This window comes from Streptomyces sp. NPDC000941, from assembly GCF_053599555.1.
Genome location: NZ_JBSFMM010000236.1, coordinates 1 through 16,868, shown reverse-complemented (window position 1 = coordinate 16,868; position 16,868 = coordinate 1). Strand labels below are relative to the sequence as shown.

Sequence of the window (16,868 nt, the reverse complement as noted above, 5' to 3'; positions counted from 1 at the left end):
AGCCGACGCGGCATCCCCGAGCATGGCAGAGGCCGTCCCGACCGTGAGCGAGATTCGGCCCCTCCCGCCGTCGGATGCATCGCTCCCGGCCCGGCCCGTCTGATTGCCGACCCTTACGCGCTGCGCGCTAAATCGCGCGCCGCCGCGTCAGTTGTCGTCCTCGTCGATGAGGAAGCCGCGCATGGGGCTCGGCGCCTGCTGCATCGGCTGCGGGGCCTGCGGGCGCACCGGAGCCATCGGCTGGGTCATCGCGGGGGACATCTGCTGCTGGCCACCGTAGGACGGCGCGCCGCCACCCTGGGTGTGGCCGCCCATGGGCTGGTTGCCGCCCATGGTGTGGCCGCCCATCGCGCCCGCTCCGGCCGAGGCCATGGAGCCGGTCATGGACGGGGACGGCGGCAGCGAGGCGGTCGCCGGGGTGCGCGGCGGGGCCAGGGAGTCGTCGGCCTGGTTCTCCAGCTGGCGCAGCTGGCTCTCCAGGTACGACTTCAGCCGCGTGCGGTACTCGCGCTCGAAGCCGCGCAGGTCCTCGACCTTGCGCTCCAGCGTGGCGCGGGCCGACTCCAGCGAGCCCATCGCGACGCGGTGCTTCTCCTGCGCGTCCCGCTCCAGCGCGTCGGCCTTGGCGCGGGCGTCCCGCTCCAGGCCCTCGGCGCGGCTGCGGGCCTCACCGACGATCTTGTTGGCCTCGGAACGGGCTTCGGCGATCGCCTGGTCGGCGGTCTGCTGCGCGAGCGAGAGCACGCGCGCGGCGCTGTCGCCGCCCGGGCCCTGGCCCGGCTGCGGCAGCTGCGGGCCGCCGGGGCCGCCCATCGGACCGCCCATGGGGCCACCGTGGCCCATCGGACCCCCTTGCCCCATCGGGCCCGGTCCGCCCTGACCCATGGGGCCACCCTGACCCATGGGGCCACCCTGGCCCATCGGTCCGCCCTGGCCCATCGGTCCGCCCGGACCCATCGGGCCACCCTGACCCATGGGACCGCCCTGCATCGGACCCGGTCCGCCCTGGCCCATGGGGCCTGCCGGCAGCTGCGGGGCACCGCCCGGAAGTTGGGGCGGGCCACCCATCTGCTGCTGGCCGGGCGGCACGGGCTGCGGTCCGGATATGGCGGCGGGCACAGGGGCGCCGGGCCGCTCCTGCTGTTCCGGCGGTTTACGCATGTTCTGCTGCTGACTCTGCGCGGCGGCACGGGTCGCGGCGGCCAGCTTGGCGCGCAGATCCTCGTTCTCCCGCAGCAGCCGGGTCAGTTCGGCTTCGACCTCATCGAGGAAGGCATCGACCTCGTCCTCGTCATAGCCTTCTCGGAGGCGGACGGTCGTGAACTGCTTGTTCCGCACGTCCTCGGGGGTCAACGGCATCTCTAACTCACCTCAACGTAGTCGTCGGCAATCGGCAAGACCGTATCGTTCACACGCTGCTCGCAAAATTGCGGACGACGGTGATCAAGATCCAGACGATGATCATCAGAACGAAGAAGGACAGGTCGAGCGCCACACCCCCGAGACGCAACGGCGGGATGAACCGCCGCAAGAGCTTCAGCGGCGGATCGGTGACAGTGTAGGCGGCCTCCAGGATGACCACCATCGCCTTGCCGGGTTGCCACGAGCGGGCGAACTGGAAGACGTAGTCCATCACCAGCCGGAAGATCAGCACGATCAGGAAGCAATACAGCGCGATGTAGATCACCTGCAGTGCGATGCCCATCCCGCTGTGTCCCTCTCCCCTTGCGTGCTCGGCCGTACGGCCTGTTGATGACTCGGTGTTGCCGTGTTGCGTCTCAGCTTTGGTTGAAGAACCCGCCCTCTGCGATACGGGCCTTGTCCTCCGCCGTGACATCGACGTTAGCAGGAGACAACAGAAACACCTTCTGAGTCACCCGCTCAATGCTCCCATGGAGGCCGAACACGAGTCCGGCCGCAAAGTCGACAAGTCGCTTTGCGTCCGTGTCGTCCATCTCCGTGAGGTTCATGATCACCGGGGTGCCCTCACGGAAGTGTTCCCCGATAGTACGGGCCTCGTTGTAGGTCCTGGGGTGCAGCGTCGTGATGCGGTACGGCTCTCGCTCGGACACGACCTTGGGCATGATCACCGGCGCGTTCTTCTCCAAGTTCTGACGTTCAGGTGTGATGGATGCCACGGGGGCGATTCGCGCGGGTCGCCCGGTTTCCGGTACGAGCGGGGCGGGTTCACGCTGCGCCGGGGGATGGACGACTCGTACGGATTCGCCCCTCTCCGACCGCGGCTCGGTTTCCGTCACCTGATGCCTGCGACGATCCCGCTCGGGCTCCGGCTCGGGCTCGAACTCGTCGTCGGGGTCGAATCCCCGGCCGTCGTACCCATCGTCCTCCACGAGGCCGAGGTAGACCGCCATCTTGCGCATAGCGCCGGCCATTCTCTGCGTCCTCCGCTCTGTGGTGGATCGGCTCCGCCACCGGATGCCTTGGATCCACGTGGCCTGCCCACCTTTTGGCGGGAATGACCATATTTTGTGCTGTGGTCCGACTTCTTCGCGACGTTACCGGAGCCTGGGTCGGACTCCGAGCACCGCCGTGCCGACGCGCACATGTGTCGCCCCGGCAGCCACCGCGTCCTCGAGATCCGAGCTCATCCCCGCCGAGACCATGTTCGCAGCAGGATGGGCCGCGCGCAGGCTGGATGAGATTTCCATCAGCCGATCGAAGGCGGCCCGCGGCCGCCCCGCATACGGTCCGGCCAGCGGAGCGACCGTCATCAGACCGTCCAGCCGCAGCCCTTGAGCCTCGACCACCGCGTCGCCAAGAGCCTCCACCCCGTCCGGCGCGACACCTCCCCGTTCTCCCTGTTGACCCGACTCCGCGTCGAGCGCCACCTGAATCAGACAGCCCAGTTCACGGCCGGCTCCCACCGCCGCGCGCGACAGCGCGTCAACCAGCCGCTTGCGATCGACGGATTGCACCATATCGGCGTAACTAGCCACCGATCGCACCTTATTGGTCTGCAATTGACCAACAAAGTGCCAAATAAGCGGAAGATCGGCACATTCGGCAGCTTTGGGAGCGGCGTCCTGATCGCGATTCTCCGCCACGTGATGAACGCCGAGTTCCGCGAGAAGCCGGACATCGCTCGCCGGGTAGGTCTTGGTCACCACAATCAACGTGACTTCTTCACGTTTGCGGTCGGCAGCCGCACAAGCCGCGGAGATACGTTCCTCCACGCGAGCAAGATTTTCGGCCAGTTCCGTTCTGCGATCCGTCACAGCTCAGCCGCCCAACCAGACATAGCTCGCGAGCCGCCCCGTGGTGCGCTCGCGCCGGTACGAGAAGTGGTCCGTCGATTCCAGCGTGCAGATGTGGGAGTGGTCTTCCATCTTCACGCCCGCGTGGGCGAGCTGGGAGCGCACGCCGGCGGTCACATCCACCGCCGCGGTGCCCCAACTGGTCTCGGCCCACGCCGCGGGCACGGTCTTCGCGACCTCGGCGCGCATCTCTTCGGGGACCTCGTAGCAGCGACCGCAGACCGAGGGGCCCGTACGGGCGAGGATCCGGGCGGGGTCCGCGCCCAGTTCGGTCATCGCCCACACCACCGCGGGCACGACCCCGGCGACCAGGCCCGGCCGCCCGGCGTGCGCGGCCCCGGCGACCCCGGCCACCGGATCGGCCAGCAGCACCGGGGTGCAGTCGGCGGTGAGGACGGCGAGGGCGAGCCCGCGACGGGCCGTCACCACCGCGTCGACCGCCGGGACCTCGCGGTCTCCCCACGGTCCGTCGACCACGGCCACGTCCCGGCCGTGCACCTGGTTCATCCAGACGACCTCGGCCGGGTCCAGGCCCAGCGCCTTGGCCGCCAGTTCGCGGTTGGTCCGTACGGCCGCGGAGTCGTCGCCGACCGCGCCGCCGAGGTTGAGCTCGTCATACGGAGCGGCGCTCACTCCGCCCCACCGGTCGGTGAAGGCGAAGTGCGCGCCGCTCGCGTCGTGCTGTTGCGCTATCACTTCTGGATCGCTTCAGGATCGCCGTGGAGCCATGTCGGCACGACTCACTTGAGGAAGTCCGGCACGTCCAGCTCCTCGGCCTGGCTGTCCTGGTACGGACGGGCCGGCGGGACCTGGGGGGCGGAGATCGGGGCGGGCGGCGGGACCTCGGCGACGGGGGTCGGCTCGGGCCTGGACTCCTCCTCGCGCGGGGTGACGCTGCCGAGCCCGCCGAACGACGGCCGGCTGCCGGTGTCGGAGGACGACCGGCCGGTGCCGGCGCCGACCGGGCCGAGGCCCTCGTCGCGGCTGCCGCCGCCGTAGGAGCCGAGCACCTTGTCGCGGTTCTTGGCCGGCGGCTGACCGCCGTCGAAGCCGGCCGCGATCACGGTGACCCGGACCTCGTCGCCGAGCGCGTCGTCGATCACCGCGCCGAAGATGATGTTGGCCTCGGGGTGCGCGGCCTCGCTCACCAGCTGGGCGGCCTCGTTGATCTCGAACAGGCCGAGGTCGGAGCCGCCGGAGATGGAGAGCAGCACACCGCGCGCACCGTCGATGGAGGCCTCCAGCAGCGGCGAGGAGATCGCCATCTCGGCGGCGGCCACCGCGCGGTCGTCGCCGCGGGCCGAGCCGATACCCATGAGCGCCGAGCCCGCCTCGGACATCACGGACTTGACGTCCGCGAAGTCGAGGTTGATCAGGCCCGGGGTGGTGATCAGGTCGGTGATGCCCTGGACGCCCGACAGCAGCACCTGGTCCGCGGACTTGAACGCGTCGAGCACGCTCACCTGGCGGTCCGAAATGGACAGCAGCCGGTCGTTCGGAATCACGATGAGGGTGTCGACCTCGTCGCGCAGCCCCGCGATGCCGTCCTCGGCCTGATTGGCGCGGCGGCGGCCCTCGAAGGTGAACGGGCGGGTGACCACACCGATCGTCAGTGCGCCCAGCGTACGGGCGATGTTGGCGACGACGGGCGCGCCGCCGGTGCCGGTGCCGCCGCCCTCGCCCGCGGTGACGAAGACCATGTCGGCCCCCTTGAGGACCTCCTCGATCTCCTCGCGGTGGTCCTCGGCGGCCTTCCGGCCGACATCGGGATTGGCGCCGGCGCCGAGGCCGCGGGTGAGCTCACGGCCGACGTCGAGTTTGACGTCCGCGTCACTCATCAGCAGGGCCTGCGCATCGGTGTTGATCGCGATGAACTCGACGCCCTTGAGCCCGACCTCGATCATCCGGTTGATGGCATTCACGCCACCGCCGCCGATGCCGACGACCTTGATGACTGCGAGGTAGTTCTGCGGTGCTGCCACGTCGAAGGCCTCTCGCCTCGAGTTACGTGTCGTCACCCCGCCGTTGCCGCGGTGCGCCGACTGATGCCGAATGGGACGGTTCCGATCGCCGACCCCAACCCTAACGCTGAAGTTTAGGGTTACCAGTGCCTATGTTTCCCGGAGTCTTCGGAACAGGACACTAAGTCGACAAGTGGCGCGCGTTCAACGAACACGCCGAACCTCCCGTTTTTCTTTTCACCCTATGTGATCACCCAGCCGACTAGCCAACCAGGGTCCTGGCCTGCCGCGATATACGTCAACTATGCGTCACCGCGGGGGCGGTCGGCGCACTGACGTCGTAGCGCTCCGCGTCCGGTACGGCCTTCATAAGCGCGGTGAGGGTCTTCGCCTTCGCCGCCCCGCGTTCGGAGCTGCCCCATACGACCGTGCGGCCGCGGGTCAGTCCCAGCGCGATCGAGTCATAGGAGCGGACCCGGACGGAAAGAGTGTCCGCCCGGACCTTCTCGGGCAGTTGGGCGATCACGGCGACCGCCTCGCGGCGCAGCCTGGTCGCGCCGAAATGGCGGGAACTCGGCGACCGGTCCGCCTCCACTTGCAGCAGTGGAACGCCCTTCGGCGCCTGCGGAACGGTCGCGAACAGCACGCCTTCCTCGTCCACTTCGAGGAACTTGCCGGCTTTCTCGACAATCGCCTCGGGCCTGCGCTCGGTCACCCGTACGGCGATGGTGTCCGGCCAGGACCGCGAGACATCCACCTCCGCTATCCGTGACAGCCGCGCCCGCAGCCTGTGCTCGACGGAGTCGGTGTCCACCGCCGCCAGCGGCTCGTTCAGCGGGACGGCCGCGGCCTCCCGCACCTCGCCCGGGGTGAGGGCGGCCGTGCCGCTGACGGCCACCTGCTCGACCCGCAGCCAGCTCGACCCGTACAGCAGCCAGGTGACGCCGGAGCCGACGAGCGCCGTCGCCACCCCCGTCACCAGCAGCGTGCGGCGGCGGGGCAGCCGGAGGCGGCGGCGCGCCTTGAGGGCGGGCGGGGGTGGGCCGGGCGGCGGCGTCCTGCGGGCACCGCCCTTGGCGGTCGTCGCTCCGGCCACGCTTGCCCACCTTCTTTCTTCCGGTCCGGAGGGGTCCTTGAGGTCGCCCTCCGGACCGGCCCGGCCTCACATCTGGCGGCGCGCCGCGATTGCCTCGTACACCATGCCGACCAGCAGCTCGTCGGCGTCCCGGCGGCCGAACTCGGCGGCGCGCCGGGACATGTCGTACAGCCGGTGCGGGTCGCCGAGCACGGGGAGCACATTGGCCTGCACCCACTCGGGGGTCAGCTCCGCGTCGTCGACCAGCAGCCCGCCGCCGGCCTTGACCAACGGCTGGGCGTTGAGCCGCTGCTCGCCGTTGCCGATGGGCAGCGGGACGTAGGCGGCCGGCAGCCCCACGGCGGACAGCTCGGCGACGGTCATCGCGCCCGCGCGGCAGAGCATCATGTCCGCCGCGGCGTACGCGAGGTCCATCCGGTCCACATACGGTACCGGTACATAGGGCGGCATACCGGGCATGTTGTCCACGCGCGGCAGTTCGTTTTTCGGTCCGACCGCGTGCAGGATCTGGATTCCGGCCCGCTGCAGGAACGGGGCGACCGCCTGGACCACCTCGTTCAGCCGGCGCGCACCCTGCGAGCCGCCGGAGACCAGCAGCGTCGGCAGGTTCTGGTCGAGGCCGAAGGCGGCGCGCGCCTCGGGGCGGACCGCCGCCCGGTCGAGGGTGGCGATGGTGCGGCGCAGCGGGATGCCGATGTAGCGGGCGCTGCGCAGCTTGCTGTCCGGGGTGGAGACCGCGACGAACTTGGCGTAGCGGGAGCCGATCTTGTTGGCGAGGCCCGGCCGGGCGTTGGCCTCGTGGACGATGATGGGCACCCCACGCCGCTTGGCCGCCAGATAGCCCGGCAGCGCCACATAGCCGCCGAAGCCGACCACACAGTCGGCCTTGGTCCGCTCCAGGATCTGCTCTGCGGCCTTGATCGTGCCGCGCAGCCGCCCGGGGACGGTGATCAGCTCGGGGGTGGGCTTACGCGGCAGCGGTACGGCGGGGATCAGCCCCAGTTCGTAACCCCGCTCGGGCACGAGCCGGGTCTCGAGCCCCCGCTCCGTCCCGAGCGCCGTGATCCCCACGGTCGGATCCTGCCTGCGCAGGGCGTCCGCGAGGGCGAGCGCGGGCTCGATGTGGCCGGCGGTCCCCCCACCGGCGAGTACGACATGCACCGAAATTCACCGCTCTCTGGACGGCCGCTTCTTGACGCGCCGTCTCATCGTCTTCCGTCTCACCCGAGCCAGCTTCTTCCACAAAGCAGGCTGCCGCGTCGCCAGTGCCGCCCGCGCGCTCGGCTCAGCCCGTGCGAAGGCGATCAGCAGGCCGATCGCGAACATGGTCGGCAGCAGCGCGGACCCTCCGTAGGAGAACAGCGGGAGCGGGACCCCGGCGATCGGCAGCAGACCGAGCACCGCGCCGATATTGACCACGGCCTGGGCCGTGATCCAGGTGGTCACGCCTCCCGCGGCATACCTCACGAAGTGGTCCTCCGTGCGTCCGGCCACGCGGATACCCGCATAGCCTAGAGCCGCGAAGAGTACGAGCACCGACAGCGTCCCCGCGAGGCCGAGTTCCTCCCCGGTAATGGCGAAGATGAAGTCGGTGTGCGGTTCGGGTAGTTCGCCCCATTTTTCCATACTTGCGCCCAGTCCGGAACCGAACCAGCCGCCATTGGCCAGGGCGTAGATCCCGTGCACCGCCTGCCAGCACTGATCATTGTGGCCCGGCTCGGTGGCCCCGATACAGGCGAGCCTGGACATCCGGTTGGCGCTGGTCTTGATCAGCAGCGCTCCGATCGCCACGGCGAACGCGAGCACCCCGGCAAAGAGCCGGGTGGGGGCGCCGGCCAGCCACAGCAGGCCGAAGAGGATGGCGGTGAGGATGATCGCGGTGCCCATGTCCCCGCCCAGCATGATCAGGCCGAGCAGCATGCCCGCCGCGGGCACCAGCGGGACCAGCAGGTGCTTCCACTGGTTCAGCAGCCGCTTGTCCTGCTTGCGGGCCAGCAGATCGGCCCCCCACAGCACCAGCGCGAGCTTGCCGAATTCCGAAGGCTGCAGCAGGAACGGGCCGCCGAAGGAGATCCAGTTCTGGTTGCCGTTGACCGCCACCCCTATCCCCGGCACCTGGACCAGGCACATCAGGAAGACCGACCCCGCCAGGAGCGGATAGGCGAAGGCGCGGTGCAGTTTGATGGGCATGCGCACGGCGAGCAGCAGCAGTACGCCGCCCAGCGCGGCGGCGAACAGCTGCTTACGGAAGAAGTAGGAGGGGGCCAGGCCCGACTGCAGCGCCTTGATCTGGGAGGCGGAGTAGACCATCACCAGGCCGAGCACGATGATCAGCAGGCCGCCGCCCATGATCAGGTAGTACGCGGTCAGCGGCCGGTCCCAGGCCTTTCTGAGCCGCGTCTGCGCTCGGCGCAGCGCGGCCGGCACGCTTCCGCGGGTGGGGCGGCGGGGTGTGCGGGGGGTGCCCGGACCGCGCTCGGGTCGGGCGAAGCGCAGGGCCCGCTCGCGCGCGGCCGTCCGCTCCCGCGGGGCCGCCGCCTTACTCTCGGCCGTCCCTTCGCGCCCCGCCACGCGCTTACGCCCCGCCGCGCCCTCACGCGCGGCGCCGCTCTGACGCGCCGCGCCGCCCTGGCGCCCGGCCGCCCGCTCCGGCGTGGCCGCCCGCTCCCGGGCGCCCGCGCGCTCCCGCGAGCCGGCCTGCGCCCGCGGGGGCGTACGGTCCCGCGGGGTCGCCTGTGCCCGCGGGGTCGCCCGGTCCCGGGAAGCCGCCCGGTCCCGTGGCGCGCCGCGGCCGGTGCCCGGGCGGCCGGGCTTCCAGGGTCGCGGCGCGGCGGGCTGGTCAGCCGTCATGTCGTATCCCCTCCAAGGTCCCCGCGCGAGCGGTCCGCGCGGGGGACCGGCGGGCTACTGATCGTCCGGGACCCGGCCGGAGGCCAGATCGTGAACCGCCGCGGCGAAGGCGTCGCCCCGCTTGTTGTAGTTGACGAACATGTCCATCGAGGCGCAGGCCGGAGCCAACAGGACCGTATCGCCCGGCCGGGAGAGCCGGGCCGCTTCCCGGACAGCCGCCGCCATCGCCCCAGTGTCGGTCCGGTCGAGGTCCACGACCGGGACATCTGCCGCGTGTCGCGTGAGCGCTTCGCCGATCAGGGCGCGGTCCTGGCCGATCAGCACGACCCCGCGCAGCCGCTTCGCGGAGGCGACCACCAGCTCGTCGAAAGTGGCGCCCTTGGCCAGGCCGCCCGCGATCCACACGATGTGCTCGAAGCTGTCCAACGACGCCTGGGCCGCGTGGGTGTTGGTGGCCTTGGAGTCGTCCACGTACGCCACCCCGGCCACATCCGCGACATGCTCGACGCGGTGCGGATCGGGCCTGAAGGCGCGCAGCCCGTCCCGTACGGCGGTGGGCGGGACGCCGAAGGCGCGGGCCAGGGCGGCCGCCGCGAGGGCGTTGGCGATGTTGTGCGGGGCCGGCGGGTTCACATCGGAGACCTCGGCGAGCTCCTGCGCCTGCTTCTGCCGGTTCGCCACGAAGGCCCGGTCCACCAGGATGTTCTCGACGACGCCGAACTGGGACGGGCCGGGCGTGCCGAGGGTGAAGCCGATCGCCCGGCAGCCCTCCTCGACATCGGCCGCGCGCACCAGGTCCTCGGTGGCCGGGTCGGCGGCGTTGTAGACGCAGGCGACCTGGTTGCCCTCGTAGATACGGCCCTTGTCGGCCGCGTACGCCGCCATCGAGCCGTGCCAGTCGAGGTGGTCGGGCGCGAGGTTGAGCACGGCGCCGGAGTGGGCGCGCAGCGACGGCGCCCAGTGCAGCTGGTAGCTGGAGAGCTCGACGGCCAGTACGTCGTACGGCTCGTCGCCGAGCACCACGTCCAGCAGCGAGACGCCGATGTTGCCGACGGCGGCGGTGCGCAGCCCGGCCGCCTCCAGGACGGCGGCCAGCATGCGCACGGTGGTGGTCTTGCCGTTGGTGCCGGTGACCGCGAGCCACGGCGGCGCGTCGGCCTTCCTGAGCCGCCACGCCAGCTCCACATCGCCCCACACCGGCACGCCGGCCTCGGCGGCCGCCAGGAACAGCGGGCTGCTCGGCTTCCAGCCGGGCGTGGTGACGATCAGCTCCGTGCCCTGGGGCAATGTGTCCCCGTCGCCGAGCCGGACCGTGACGCCGCCCAGCGCCTCCAGTTCGGCCGCCTCGGCGCGCTGCCGCTCGCCGTCGACGCCGTTGACGACGGTCACCGTGGCCCCGAGGCCCCGCAGCGCACGCGCCGCGGGGACCCCGGAGACGCCGAGTCCGGCGACGGTGACATGCCGCCCGGCGAGGTCGGAGACGTCCAGTGTCACTGGGCTCGCCATCCCCCGTAGAAGAGGCCGAGTCCGACGATCACGCACATGCCCTGGATGATCCAGAACCGGACCACCACAAGGACCTCGCTCCACCCCTTGAGTTCGAAGTGGTGCTGTAGTGGCGCCATCCTGAACACGCGCCGCCCGGTGAGCCGGAAGGAGCCGACCTGGATGACCACGGACATGGTGATCAGGACGAACAGACCGCCGAGGATGGCCATCAGCAGCTCGGTGCGGGAGCAGATGGCCAGGCCGGCGAGCGCGCCGCCGAGCGCGAGGGAGCCGGTGTCACCCATGAAGATCTTCGCGGGCGAGGTGTTCCACCACAGGAAGCCGAAGCAGGCGCCCATCAGCGCGGAGGCGACGACCGCGAGGTCGAGCGGGTCGCGGACCTCGAAACAGGACGAGGGATTGGTGAGGGTCTGCGCGTTGGCGCAGGACTCCTGGTACTGCCAGACGCCGATGAAGGTGTAGGCGCCGAAGACCATCACGGAGGCGCCGGTGGCCAGGCCGTCGAGGCCGTCGGTGAGGTTCACGCCGTTCGACATCGCCAGGATCATGAACAGCGCCCAGATCGCGAAGATCACCGGGCCGAAGGACCAGCCGAAGTCCTGGACGAAGGAGAGCCGGTCGGAGGCGGGCGTCTGCTGCCGGGAGTCGGCGAAGTTCAGCGAGAGGATCGCGAAGGCGACACCGACGATCAGCTGACCGAGCATCTTGGCCTTGGCGCGCAGGCCCAGGCTCCGCTGCTTGACGATCTTGATGTAGTCGTCCAGGAAGCCGACCAGGCCCATCCCGGCGAACAGGAAGAGCACCAGCACACCGGAGAAGGTGGGCTCGCTGCCGGTGATCACCTTCGTCAGGGCGTAGGCGATCAGCGTGGCCAGGATGAAGGAGATACCGCCCATGGTGGGCGTGCCCTTCTTGCTGCCGTGGCTGCGCGGGCCGTCGTCCCGGATGAACTGGCCGTAGCCCTTGCGCGCCAGCAGCTTGATCAGCAGCGGGGTGCCGATCAGGGTCAGAAAGAGCCCGATGGCTCCCGAGAAGAGGATCTGCCTCATGCCACCCATCAGCGGACGACCTCACCCTCGCCCTCGAGCAACGCCTGCGCGACCCGCTCCAGCCCCACCGACCTGGATGCCTTCACCAACACGACGTCCCCCGGTCGCAGCTCGCTGCGCAACAGATCGACCGCCGCCCGCACGTCGGACACGTGCACCGACTCCTCACCCCACGAACCCTCGTTCTTGGCGCCCATGTCGAGCCATGCGGCCTCCTGGCCGCCGACCGCCACGAGCTTGCTGACGTTGAGCCTGACGGCCAGCCGCCCGACCGCGTCGTGCTCGGCCAGTGACTCCTCGCCGAGCTCGGCCATCGGGCCCAGCACCGCCCACGTGCGCCCCCCTTCCGCCTGGCCGGCCACGCCCATCGCGACCAGCGCGCGGAGCGCGGCTCGCATGGACTCGGGGTTCGCGTTGTAGGCGTCGTTGACGACCGTCACGCCGTCCCGGCGCTCGGTGACCTCCATCCGCCAGCGGGAGAGCTGTCCCGCCTCGGAGAGCGCCACGGCGATCTCGTCGACGGACATGCCCAACTCATGGGCGACGGCGGCCGCGGCAAGCGCGTTCGACACGTGGTGCTCACCGTACAGGCGCATGGTCACTTCGCTGCACCCGGTAGGGGTGTGAAGAGTGAAGGACGGCCGACCGCCGTCGGCGAGCCGGACATTCTCGGCACGTACGTCGGCGTCGGCGGCCTCGCCGAACAGCACCGTGCGGGCCTTGGTGCGGTTCGCCATGGCGCGTACGAGCGGGTCGTCGGCGTTGAGCAGTGCGACGCCGCCCTCCGCGGCGGCGGGCAGGGCCTCGACGAGCTCGCCCTTGGCCTCGGCGATCGCCTCGCGGCCGCCGAACTCGCCGATGTGGGCGGTGCCGACGTTGAGGACCAGGCCGAGCCGGGGCGGGGTGAGGTCGGTCAGGTACCGGATATGACCCTTGCCCCGGGCGCCCATCTCCAGCACCAGGTGCCGGGTCGCCTCATCGGCGCTCATCGCGGTCAGCGGCAGGCCGATCTCGTTGTTGAGCGAGCCCGGCGTCCACACGGTGGGGCCGTGCCGCCGCAGCAGCTGCGCGATCAGGTCCTTGGTGCTGGTCTTGCCCGCCGAGCCGGTGAGCGCGACCACGGTGGCGTCCAGGCGCTGCACGACGGCGCGGGCCAGCGCCCCCAGGGCGGCCTGGACGTCGGGCACGACGATGGACGGTACGGGCGCGGCGTCCGCGGCGGCGGCCTGGACGGGCCGGGCGGCCAGCACCGCCACCGCGCCCTCCTCGACCGCGCGGGCCGCGAAGTCGTGCCCGTCCACGCGTTCGCCGGGGAGCGCCGCGAAGAGGCCGCCCGGGCGCACCTCGCGGGAGTCGATCACGACCGGGCCGGTGACCTTCAGGTCAGTGTCCGGTATGTCGTGCGGCTGCCCGCCGACGATGCCGATGATCTCGGCGAGGGACAGGGCGATCACTGATCACCTCCGGCCGTACGGGGAAGCTGCCGTGAGGGGGCTGGTGCGCACATGGCGGTCTGTCATCCCTGGTTGTCTTGGCGTTTGATGGCGAGCTCGATGGCTTCGCGCAGTACCTGGCGGTCGTCGAAGGGGCGGACCACCCCGGCGATGTCCTGGCCCAGCTCATGGCCCTTGCCCGCAACCAGCACGGTGTCGCCGGGCTCGGCGCGGGCGACGGCGGCGGCGATGGCCTGCGCCCGGTCGGCGAAGACCAGCACATCGCCGCGTTCGTGAGCGGGCACCTCGGCGGCGCCCGCGAGCATGGTGGCCAGGATCGCCAGCGGGTCCTCGGAGCGGGGGTTGTCGGAGGTCAGCACGGCGGTGTCGGCGTAACGGGCGACGGCTGCGCCCATAGGGCCGCGTTTTTGCTGGTCCCGGTCGCCGCCGCAGCCGAGGACGGCGTGCAGCCTGCCCTCGGTGACCTTGCGCAGGGCGCGCAGGACCGACTCGACGGCGTCCGTCTTGTGTGCGTAGTCCACAACAGCGAGATACGGCTGTCCGGCGTCCACGCGCTCAAGCCGGCCGGGCACGCCCGGGACGGCCGCGACACCGTCGGCGGCGGTCTGCGGGTCGATCCCGGCGACGGCGAGCGACACGACGGCGGCGAGCGTGTTGGCGACGTTGAAGGCGCCCGGGAGGGGCGCGGCGGCGGTCACGGACTCGCCGTTCGGGCCGATGATGGTGAACTCGGAGCCGAGCGGGCCCACGGTCACGTCGGCCGCGCGCCAGTGGGCGTCGGGGTGGCCCTCGGCGGAGAAGGTGGTCACCGGGACCTCGGAGAGGTCCACCAGGCGCTTGCCGTACTCGTCGTCCAGGTTGATCACCGCGGCGCGGCTGCGCGCCTTGGTGAACAGCTGGGCCTTCGCCTGGAAGTAGTCCTCCATATCGGAGTGGAACTCCATGTGCTCCGGGCTGAGGTTGTTGAAGACGGCAACGTCGAAGACGCAGCCGTCGACCCGGCCGAGAACGAGGGCGTGGCTGGAGACCTCCATGGCCAGCGCGCCGACCCCGCGCTCGCGCATCACCGCGAAGAGGGCCTGCAGATCGGTGGCCTCGGGGGTGGTGCGCTCGGATTTGATCCGCTCGTCGCCGATCCGCGACTCGACGGTGCCGATAAGGCCGGTGAGCGAGCCGTCGCCCTTGGCGGCGGCCGCCCTCAGCCCGCCCTCGACGAGGTACGCGGTCGTGGTCTTGCCCGAGGTGCCGGTGATGCCGATCTGGAGCAGGTCCCGGCCCGGCTCGCCGTAGATCGTGGCGGCCAGCGCGCCCATCCGGCCGCGCGGGTTCTCGACGGCCAGGACCGGCAGCCCGGTGGCCGCCGCGCGGTCGGCGCCGCCCGGGTCGGTGAGCACGGCGACCGCGCCGAGGTCGGCGGCCTGGGCGGCGAAGTCCGCGCCGTGCAGGCGGGCGCCGGGCAGGGCCGCGTAGACGTCACCGGGGCGTACGGCCCGCGAGTCGTGGGTGATACCCGTGACGGCCGCCTCCTCGGGGGCCTTGGGGGCGTCGGGCGCCTTGGGGACGTCGATGCCCAGCTGATCGGCCAGCTCCCGGAGCGGGATCGCGCGGACCTGCAGAGGTCGGGGCGCTCCCGGGTAGCTCGACGGGCCGCCCTTGGGGGAGAGCTGCGAGGGCTGGGAGGTTTGAGACTGATCAGCTTGGGGCACGGCGTGAGACTACCCGCCGCACCCGCTCCCCCGCGAAATGAGGGGGGTTTGCGCGCGGAACCGGAGTGATCAGTGTCACGGCTTGACCGTCACCCGCCGGGGCTGTAGCTGACCGGCAGCCGCGCCGCCCGCTTTCCGGACGGGGCGACCTGCAGCGTCTTCAGCGAGAACTCCATGACCTGCTTGAAGACCGGACCGCAGACCTGGCCGCCGAAGTAGCTGCCCTTGGTCGGGTTCTGGACGGCGCAGTACACCGTCACCCGGGGCTGGTCGGCGGGCGCGAAGCCCGCGAACGAGGCGGTGTAGCCGTGGTAGCGGCCGGTCTTGGGGTCCACCCGGTTGGACGTGCCGGTCTTGCCCGCGACGCGGTAGCCGGGGATCTTCGCCTTGGTCCCGGTGCCCTGCTGGTCGTCGATGACGGATTCGAGCATCGAGGTGAGCGTCTTCGCGGTCTTCTCGCTCACCACCCGGGTTCGCTTGGGGTGCGGCGCGGCCGAGAAGCGGTCTCCGGAGCCCTGGGTGCCGCGCACCAGGGACGGCTGGATGCGTTCGCCGCCGCCTGCGATGGTGGAGTAGACGGAGGCCGCCTGTACGGCGTTGAGCGAGAGCCCCTGGCCGAAGGGGATCGTGTACTGCTGTGAGGCGCTCCAGTCCTCCGGCTTGGCCAGGATGCCCCGGGTCTCGCCGGGGAAGCCGAGCCCGGTGTAGCTGCCGATCCCGAACTTCCGCAGATAGGAATAGAGAATCCGGTCGGCCTGCTTCTGGTTCTTCCCCAGCTGCTCGGTGGCGAGGATCGTGCCGATGTTGCTGGACTTGGCGAGCACCCCGTTGAGGGTGAGGTACCAGGTGGGGTGGTCGATGTCGTCCGCGAAGGCGCGGTCCGCGCGCGGCAGCCGGTTGGGGACCACCACATGGGTGTCCCAGGTGGCGGCGCCCTCCTCCAGGACGGCGGCCATCGACATCAGCTTGCTGACGCTGCCCGGTTCGTACGCGTCCGAGAGCGCGGCGTTGCCCAGGGCGTCGGCGTTCGCGCCGGAGATGTCGTTCGGGTCGAACCCCGGGGCGTTGGCCAGGGCCAGGATCTCGCCGGTGCGGGTGTCCTGGACGACCACATAGCCGCTGTCCGCCTTGGACGCCTTCACCTGCTCGCTGATGGCGTTCTGCGCGGCCCACTGGATGTCGCGGTCGATCGTCAGCTCGACATCGCTGCCGGGCACCGCGGGCTGCTCCTTGACATCTCCGGTGGGCACCTGACGGCCGCCGGACTGAGCGTAGACCCGCTTTCCGTCCTTGCCCGCGAGCTGCTTGTTCAGCTCCCGCTCGACGCCGGCCGCGCCGTGCCCCTCCGCGTCCACGAAGCCGAGCACTCCGGCGGCGAGATTCCCGTTCGGGTAGACCCGTTTGCTGTGCGCCTCGCGGTTGACCCCGGCCAGGACGTTCACGCCCTTGCCCTTGGCCGCCGCGCCGTCCAGCGCGTTCTTCAGGTCCTTGATCTGCTTCCACACCTGCGGGGACTGCTGGCGGGCCAGCACCACGTACTGCGACTTCGGATTGGCGGTGAGCTTCCGCTCCAGCTCCGTCTGCTCCGCGCCGAGGATCGGCGCGAGCAGCGCGGCGGCCTGGCGCGGAGCGTCGTCGATCTTGGCCGTCTTGGGGGTGAGGAGGTCGGGGGCGGCGGTGATGTCGTACGCGTCCACGGTGGTGGCCAGGTCGACGCCGTGGCGGTCGGTGATCGAGCCGCGCTCGGCGGCCAGCGTGACCGGGATGTAGCGGTTCACATTGGCCTTCGCCGCGTACGCACCGGCGTCGACGGCCTGCACCTGGAGCAGCCGTACGACGAAGACCAGCATGATCAGGGTGAGGCCGAGGCTGATCAGCCGCAGCCGGGGACGCGGACTGCCCAGCCGCAGCGGCGGGGCGGCGCTCCCGGCGCTCCCGGCGCTCCCCGGGCGGGCGGGCCCGCCGGGC

The 16,868-nt window shown here is 71.0% G+C and carries 14 protein-coding genes; all 14 read right to left on the bottom strand.

The window, feature by feature from the left end; translation table 11 throughout:
- Nucleotides 1-147: 147 nt before the first annotated feature.
- Nucleotides 148-1,359, bottom strand: coding sequence for a DivIVA domain-containing protein (locus ACWDSL_RS44645; RefSeq protein ID WP_450494334.1), 1,212 nt, complete (start codon nucleotides 1,357-1,359; stop codon nucleotides 148-150).
- A 49-nt stretch (nucleotides 1,360-1,408) separates the two neighbouring features.
- The gene (locus ACWDSL_RS44640; RefSeq protein WP_014180455.1) at nucleotides 1,409-1,705 is read right to left on the bottom strand and encodes a YggT family protein; all 297 of its coding nucleotides are present in this window, start codon (nucleotides 1,703-1,705) and stop codon (nucleotides 1,409-1,411) included.
- A 73-nt stretch (nucleotides 1,706-1,778) separates the two neighbouring features.
- A complete protein-coding gene (locus ACWDSL_RS44635) occupies nucleotides 1,779-2,393 on the bottom strand; it encodes a cell division protein SepF (protein ID WP_014180454.1) in 615 nt (204 codons plus the stop codon).
- Nucleotides 2,394-2,516: 123 nt separating this feature from the next.
- Nucleotides 2,517-3,236 (bottom strand): YggS family pyridoxal phosphate-dependent enzyme, encoded by a 720-nt coding sequence (locus ACWDSL_RS44630; protein ID WP_089514081.1) that lies wholly within the window; start codon nucleotides 3,234-3,236, stop codon nucleotides 2,517-2,519.
- A 3-nt stretch (nucleotides 3,237-3,239) separates the two neighbouring features.
- Nucleotides 3,240-3,971, bottom strand: coding sequence for a peptidoglycan editing factor PgeF (pgeF, locus tag ACWDSL_RS44625; RefSeq protein WP_450494331.1), 732 nt, complete (start codon nucleotides 3,969-3,971; stop codon nucleotides 3,240-3,242).
- Nucleotides 3,972-4,015: 44 nt separating this feature from the next.
- A complete protein-coding gene (ftsZ, locus tag ACWDSL_RS44620; RefSeq protein ID WP_450494329.1) occupies nucleotides 4,016-5,257 on the bottom strand; it encodes a cell division protein FtsZ in 1,242 nt (413 codons plus the stop codon).
- Between the two features lie 277 nt (nucleotides 5,258-5,534).
- Entirely contained in the window at nucleotides 5,535-6,332 is a 798-nt protein-coding gene (locus ACWDSL_RS44615) for a cell division protein FtsQ/DivIB (protein ID WP_450494327.1), read from the bottom strand.
- A gap of 66 nt (nucleotides 6,333-6,398) precedes the next feature.
- On the bottom strand, nucleotides 6,399-7,493 hold the full coding sequence (murG, locus tag ACWDSL_RS44610) for an undecaprenyldiphospho-muramoylpentapeptide beta-N-acetylglucosaminyltransferase (protein ID WP_089514092.1): 1,095 nt from the start codon (nucleotides 7,491-7,493) through the stop codon (nucleotides 6,399-6,401).
- 6 nt (nucleotides 7,494-7,499) lie between these two features.
- Nucleotides 7,500-9,182: a putative lipid II flippase FtsW gene (ftsW, locus tag ACWDSL_RS44605; RefSeq protein ID WP_450494325.1), complete on the bottom strand. Its 1,683-nt coding sequence runs from the start codon at nucleotides 9,180-9,182 to the stop codon at nucleotides 7,500-7,502.
- Nucleotides 9,183-9,236: 54 nt separating this feature from the next.
- Nucleotides 9,237-10,688 (bottom strand): UDP-N-acetylmuramoyl-L-alanine--D-glutamate ligase, encoded by a 1,452-nt coding sequence (gene murD / locus ACWDSL_RS44600; protein WP_450494324.1) that lies wholly within the window; start codon nucleotides 10,686-10,688, stop codon nucleotides 9,237-9,239.
- The gene (gene mraY, locus ACWDSL_RS44595; protein ID WP_089514099.1) at nucleotides 10,673-11,740 is read right to left on the bottom strand and encodes a phospho-N-acetylmuramoyl-pentapeptide-transferase; all 1,068 of its coding nucleotides are present in this window, start codon (nucleotides 11,738-11,740) and stop codon (nucleotides 10,673-10,675) included. The genes murD and mraY overlap by 16 nt, the downstream gene beginning before the upstream one ends.
- Nucleotides 11,741-11,748: 8 nt before the next feature.
- The gene (locus ACWDSL_RS44590) at nucleotides 11,749-13,194 is read right to left on the bottom strand and encodes a UDP-N-acetylmuramoyl-tripeptide--D-alanyl-D-alanine ligase (protein WP_450494322.1); all 1,446 of its coding nucleotides are present in this window, start codon (nucleotides 13,192-13,194) and stop codon (nucleotides 11,749-11,751) included.
- A gap of 62 nt (nucleotides 13,195-13,256) precedes the next feature.
- Nucleotides 13,257-14,900, bottom strand: a complete 1,644-nt coding sequence (locus tag ACWDSL_RS44585) for a UDP-N-acetylmuramoyl-L-alanyl-D-glutamate--2,6-diaminopimelate ligase (RefSeq protein ID WP_450494320.1) — start codon at nucleotides 14,898-14,900, stop codon at nucleotides 13,257-13,259.
- A gap of 89 nt (nucleotides 14,901-14,989) precedes the next feature.
- Nucleotides 14,990-16,868 (bottom strand): peptidoglycan D,D-transpeptidase FtsI family protein (locus ACWDSL_RS44580; protein WP_450494318.1); only part of this gene is annotated, 1,879 nt, incomplete at its 5' end.